Origin of the sequence: Brasilonema sp. UFV-L1 (genome assembly GCF_012912105.1) — a bacterium.
Taxonomy (GTDB): Bacteria; Cyanobacteriota; Cyanobacteriia; order Cyanobacteriales; family Nostocaceae; genus Brasilonema.
Map to the genome: position 1 here is coordinate 1 of NZ_QMEA01000251.1, position 4,298 is coordinate 4,298.

The 4,298-nt window shown below is 44.3% G+C and carries 3 protein-coding genes; 2 read left to right on the top strand and 1 reads right to left on the bottom strand.

The window, feature by feature from the left end; translation table 11 throughout:
* The first annotated feature begins 646 nt into the window (after positions 1-646).
* Positions 647-1,552, top strand: a complete 906-nt coding sequence (hslO, locus tag DP117_RS33615; RefSeq protein WP_169222491.1) for an Hsp33 family molecular chaperone HslO — start codon at positions 647-649, stop codon at positions 1,550-1,552.
* Positions 1,553-1,715: 163 nt separating this feature from the next.
* Positions 1,716-3,779, top strand: coding sequence for a chromosome segregation ATPase (locus tag DP117_RS33620; RefSeq protein ID WP_169222492.1), 2,064 nt, complete (start codon positions 1,716-1,718; stop codon positions 3,777-3,779).
* Between the two features lie 78 nt (positions 3,780-3,857).
* On the opposite strand, the gene DP117_RS33625 is transcribed toward DP117_RS33620, so the two are convergent.
* The coding region (locus tag DP117_RS33625; RefSeq protein ID WP_169222493.1) for a phenolic acid decarboxylase at positions 3,858-4,298 on the bottom strand (441 nt) is incomplete at its 5' end.

Genomic DNA, 4,298 nt, shown 5'->3' on the forward strand with positions numbered 1-4,298 from the left:
ATCTCATCGCTCCCCTTCGGGTGAGCGAGAGGCTTCTGCTGCTTAAGCTAAAATTACATGATTTTGAAGCTTACCTAGACAAGTGGTTTACTCAGGAAGAACTGTAGTTCACGAAGACGATCTGCTGCAAAGCAGCAGCGCGCTAGCTCGCCTCTGGGAGCCACTACGCGTAAGCCCAAGCCGCGTGCGCTTACGCTATCGCTTTCCCTAAAATTTCCTCAACAAAAAAACGGAGGGGAATATGCATTTAGGAAAAGATTACCTCCGCCCACTGCCTAAATGTTTATTTTCATAAGAGTTTTCTATCATTTTTAACGTATCTACCAGTAGCAAAAATGGCGTGTCTAATAGTTTGATTGCTGAGTGCAGAGGCAAGTGGGATACTTAATCTTTGCTGTTGTTATTTACGCCTTTTTATGTACAAATATAAATAGCAATTCGTTTTCTATTTAAGCAAATATTTGTGCTTAGACTCTGTTTCGTTTGATAACGTTTAACCGAATTGTTAACTTTACTTCCTTGATGAGGTCATTCTAACTCACTACTGACACACATGTTTAAGTTAAGTTTTGTTATACTAAAATAACTATTATTTCCTGGCAAAAAACAGGGAATTCCGGTAAGAAATTATTAGTAAGGTTTTTTCATGGCGGATCAATTAATTCGCGCCACAGCAGCGTCCGGCGGAATTCGTGCAGTTGGTGCAATAACCACGCGTTTGACAGAAGAAGCCAGGGTTAGACATCAACTTTCTTATGTGGCGACAGCTGCACTCGGTCGAACGATGACAGCGGGCTTGTTGATGGCTTCTAGTATGAAGCGCTCTGGGTCCAGAGTTAATATCCGAGTCAAAGGCGATGGACCTTTAGGTGGTATATTGATAGATGCAGGTCTAGACGGAACAGTACGCGGCTACGTCGAAAATCCATCTGTAGAACTGCCTCCCAATAGTAAAGGTAAACTTGACGTTGGTGGTGCAGTCGGTAAAGGTTTTCTTTACGTTGTACGCGATGTTGGATACGGCTATCCCTACTCTAGTACGGTGGAACTCGTTTCTGGTGAAATTGGAGACGATGTGGCTCATTACCTCATCAGTTCGGAACAAACACCGTCAGCTGTGGTATTAGGCGTGTTCGTAGGAGCAAACGGAGTGACAGCAGCCGGAGGCTTACTCGTACAAGTTTTGCCGAAAGCCGCAAGAGACGAAGCCCTCGTCGAAACTTTAGAATCACGGGTCGCCGCGTTATCAGGGTTTACACCTCTATTGCAAGCAGGAAAGTCTTTGACAGATATCTTTCAAGACTTGCTGGGGGATATGGGAGTTGTGCTCTTTCCAGAAACCCAAATTCTGCGCTTTCATTGTGGTTGCTCTTTTGACCGTATGCTAGGAGCACTCAAGATGTTGGGTGAAGCAGAACTGCAAGATATGATTGTAAAAGACAATGGCGCTGAAGCAACTTGCCATTTTTGTGGTACAGTTTACCAGGCAAGTAGAGATGATCTAGCTCAACTTGTCGCAGATTTGCAAGCAGAAGCCTCGGCAAAAGTATAAAGTATAATAAAGCACTTTTAAAATTGGAGATACATGATATAAGTGGAAGACGTATCATCAATATTAAAGAAGTAACTTTTCTAAGATGGAAAGTTACGATGGCAGGGGCAGAAGTTCGGAGCTATAACAGATCGCTATTCTATTATTAATTTTGGTGTGAGAAATGACTGAGCGGGACATACCACAAAGTTGGTTACCAGGCAAAGCAAGAGAGCCAGATAGCAATATGACTAGAGTATCTCGAAAGCAACAGTCTAGTGAAACACATACATCTGGAATTCCAGCAACTGGTTCTACTATTGAGTCTGTGAAACGCTCAACACAAAGTGATTCCGAAGAGTTACCAACACAGATAGAACGACAAGAAGCAGGTCCACTCAGTAAAAAATCTTGGAAATTGCCCAAATGGACAACAAGCTGGGTGTTATGGACGTTATTGTTAGCATTGGTTCCTGGGGCAATAGCCTTCATGTCAACAGCAATGCTACTCAAGCTGCCATCAGCACCGAACTGTCCATCAATTTTCTGGCCGTTAGCGAGTGCTTCAGTGCGGCTGCATTGCGCTCAATTGGCAGCATCTAAGCAGACAGTGAAAGACCTGCAGCAGGCGATCGCCTTAGTGAAAGAATTGCCAAAAAATCATCCGCTTCGCGAAGAGATTGACCGTTTGATAGAAGAATGGTCAGAGGATATTCTGCGACTGGCTGACCAGAGTTTTCAGGCGGGTCGGTTAGATGAGGCGATCGCCACTGCTCGCCAAGTTCCGAAAGAAGAATCAGCTTCTGAACTGGTAGAAACACAAATTACCAAATGGCAATCTATCTGGTCAAAAGCTGAAGGTATCTACACTGAAGCAGAAGCCCAAATGCGTGAGCAGCATTGGCATCAAGCATTTATGTTGGGTTCAAAATTATTGCGTGTCGATAATAAATATTGGGCAAGCACGAAATATGACCAATTGAATCGATTGATTGTGAGTGCGCGAGAAGATGGTGAGAAGTTAGCAAAAGCCGACACAATAGCCAAAAGCAAAGGCGTCAATAATCTCCTCAAAGCCATCAAGGTAACAGAGTCGATTCAGCAAGACAGTTATGTTTATCCTAAAGCCCAGGAAGCTCTTGCAGAATTTGGACGCCAAATGCTGGAATTGGCACAAGACAAGCTAGACGGACGAGATGCAGACCAAGCCATCTCCATCGCTCAAAAAATTCCTCCCAGCACTGGACAACAAAAAGATGTACAAGACTTTGTGACTTTAGCTGAAGCGCAAAGGAATGCATGGTTAGGAACAACATCCAGTTTAGAGGTGGCAATTTCCCAAGCTCAACAAATAGAGGCAACAAGACCAAAATATCAAAAAGCGCAAGAACTCATTGCTAATTGGCAGTTAGAAGTAAAAGATGTCGCCCATTTGGAAAAAGCAAGAGAACTGGCGAGTCTTGGTTCAATCAGCGACTTTACAGCAGCTATAGCTGAAGCACAACTGATTCCTGAAGGCAACCCTCGTGCGCAGGAAGCGAAAAAAGAAATTGATGGTTGGGTTGCTCAAATACAGACAATCGAAGACCGTCCTTATTTAGATCGTGCTGATCAAGTCGCAATGTATGAGGACGTTAACTCTCTGCAAACGGCGATAGGAGAGGCAAGTCGAATTACTCAAGGTCGTGCATTGTATTCCGAAGCACGAAGAAAAATTGGTCTTTGGACTGCAAAAATTCAACGTATTGAAGACCAGCCCTATTTAGACCAAGCCAGAAACCTAGCAAACAGCGGCGACTTAGCCTCTGCGATTGCAACAGCTCGACAAATCCCATCAGGGCGAGCACTTTCAGGAGAAGCGCAAACAGCTATAGATGAATGGCAAGGGCAAATTCGTGCCACACAAAACTGGAACAAAGCACGCGAAGTTGCAGTTACCGGAACTCCCCAAGCTTTGGCAAGGGCAATTCGGATAGCAAATAGAATACCAGATAATAGTACTCTACGCGGTGATGCGAATATCGCCATTGACCAATGGAGTCAACAATTATTGGATATAGCTCGTGCTCAAGGAGAATCTGATATTCCCAGAGCGATTGAGACAGCTAGAATGATTCCCAGAGGAACTGATGCCTATAGCTCCGCACGAGAACAAATTAGAGTATGGGAAGAGTATCTGAATCCTCAACCACAAGAACCTCCACAACAATATTATCCGGAACCATCAACGATTATGAACGGGCAGTGATGAACTAATGTACATTTATATTACACTGTTTTCATCAGCCCGATGTACTGATCGGGCTAACGTGAATTTATTGCCATCTCAATTGCGTCTAGAAGCGTAGTTTTCTGGTAGTTGCTCTGGAGAGCAGGCGATAATATCCTCCCTATCCGGACCAACATCTTCCTGGAAGGTAACGGATGCAAACTCATCGATGACTAGTTTGGGATAGGTTGGACCTGCATCGCGATAACGATACATCTCATCTTCATGCTCGTTCTGAAAGCAGACAGTGAGCTGCGGATTTTTTGCAACCCATGCGGGGAAGAAAATGACCCCATGAATTTTACGAGCGCTTAAAATAAAGGCAACACTGACGCAAGTTCCAGTTGGTTCATCCCACGAGATCTTGAATATATCATCCGACAGCTTGACAATATGGGCTTGCTGATTTTTGACCCACCGACCCCCAACCATCCCGCTGTGGATTCGATAGTCTATGGTTCTAGCGTTTTTTACCGAAAAAGTGGGTCTAAAGCCCCG

Bases quoted from the DNA above. Each gene is read 5' to 3' on its own strand.
- hslO (WP_169222491.1), top strand. From the start codon at position 647: ATGGCGGATCAATTAATTCGCGCCACAGCAGCGTCCGGCGGAATTCGT.
- DP117_RS33620 (WP_169222492.1), top strand. From the start codon at position 1,716: ATGACTGAGCGGGACATACCACAAAGTTGGTTACCAGGCAAAGCAAGA.